This window comes from Nocardioides sp., from assembly GCF_031422975.1.
GTDB lineage: Bacteria > Actinomycetota > Actinomycetes > Propionibacteriales > Nocardioidaceae > Nocardioides.
The window spans coordinates 1-1,628 of sequence record NZ_JANPEO010000618.1; the positions used below are offsets into that span (position 1 = coordinate 1).

Here is a 1,628-nt window from a genome sequence, read left to right on the forward strand (position 1 = left end):
GCTCGGTTTCGGGCTCGGCTTCGGCCTTCGGCGTCGGCTCGGGGGCCTTCGCGCTGTGAGCGGGGTCAGGAGCCGCGATGTCGAACAGCGACCCGGTCGAACCGACCTCTGCCGCGGTGGGAGCAGCAGGCTCGGACTTCTTCTCGGGGTCCGCCGTGGCCTCGGCCCTCGCAGCCGACTCATCCTTCGCGGCTGGTTCGGGCTTGGCCGCAGCCTCGGGCGCGGCCAGGTCGAACAGCGACCCGCCCGAGCCCAGATCGGCCGCAGGCTTCGCGGCGGCCGCGGGCTCGCCTTCGGCCTCCGGCTTGGCCTCCGGCTCGGCGGACTCGGTCGGGACGTCCGACGAGTCGGTTGCCGGGGCAGCCGGTTCGTCGGACGTTGTTCCAGACGCGGCGGGCTCGGGTTCGCCGAGGTCGAAGAGCGACCCGCCCGAGGCCGCCGCGGGAGCGGCCTTCTCCTCCGCCGGAGCGGCCGGAGCGGCCGGAGCGGCGGGCTTCTCCGGCGCAGGCGTGTCGAAGAGCGACGACCCACCGGACGCCTTGGCGGCAGGCCCGGCGTCGGCGGTCTCGGTGACGGTGTTCTCCGTGACCGTCACGTCGCCCGCCTCGGGCTCCGCCTTCGTCGCCACGTCGCCGGCAGCCGCGGCGGCCTTCGCCGTACCACCTGACGAGGCAGCGGACACGCCCGCGGGGACCTTGGTCGCCGACTCGCCCTTGACGGACGCGAGCAGCATCTGCGCGACGTCAAGCACCTCGACCTCGTCACGGGCGTTGCCGGCGGCCTGCTCGGCCGTCAGCCCGTCGGAGAGCATCACCCGACAGAACGGGCAGCCGACCGCGATCTGGTCGGCACCGGTGCCGACGGCCTCCTTGGTCCGGTTGAGGTTGATCCGCTCACCGATGTTCTCCTCCATCCACATGCGCGCGCCGCCGGCGCCGCAGCAGAAGGACTTCTCGGGGTTGCGCTCCATCTCCGCGAGCTCGGCGCCCGGCAGGATCTCCAGCAGCTCGCGCGGCGGGGAGTACACCTCGTTGTGGCGGCCGAGGAAGCACGGGTCGTGGTAGGTGATGGAGCGCTTCGCGGCCCCCGCACCTTCCTTGATCGGGGTCAGCCTGCCCTCGCGCACGAGGCGGTTGAGCAGTTGCGTGTGGTGCACGACCTCGAGCTCGACGCCGAAGTCCTTGTACTCGTTCTTGAGCGTGTTGAAGCAGTGGGCGCAGGTCGAGACGACCTTCTTGACCTTGAACTCCTTGAACGTCTCGACGTTCTGCATCGCGAGCCCCTGGAAGACGAACTCGTTGCCGGCGCGACGGGCCGGGTCGCCGGTGCACGTCTCGCCGTTGCCCAGCACACCGAAGGAGATACCGGCCAGGTTGAGCAGCTCGGCCACCGCGCGCGTCGTCTTCTTGGCCCGATCCTCGTACGCCCCGGCGCAGCCGACCCAGAACAGCCAGTCGACCGAGTCGAGCGACTCGAGGTCCTCACCGACGACGGGGACGTCGAAGTCGAGGCCCTTGGCCCAGTCCATCCGCGCCGTGGACGACATGTTCCACGGGTTGCCCTTGTTCTCCAGGCCCTTGAAGAGCTGGTTGAGCTGGGCGGGGAAGTTGGACTCCACGAGCACCTGG

The 1,628-nt window shown here is 70.7% G+C and carries 1 protein-coding gene; it reads right to left on the reverse strand.

Going from position 1 to position 1,628, the window contains the following annotated elements; genetic code table 11:
* On the reverse strand, positions 1-1,628 hold a 1,628-nt coding region (locus RMO85_RS18425; RefSeq protein ID WP_310530176.1), incomplete at both ends, for a (Fe-S)-binding protein.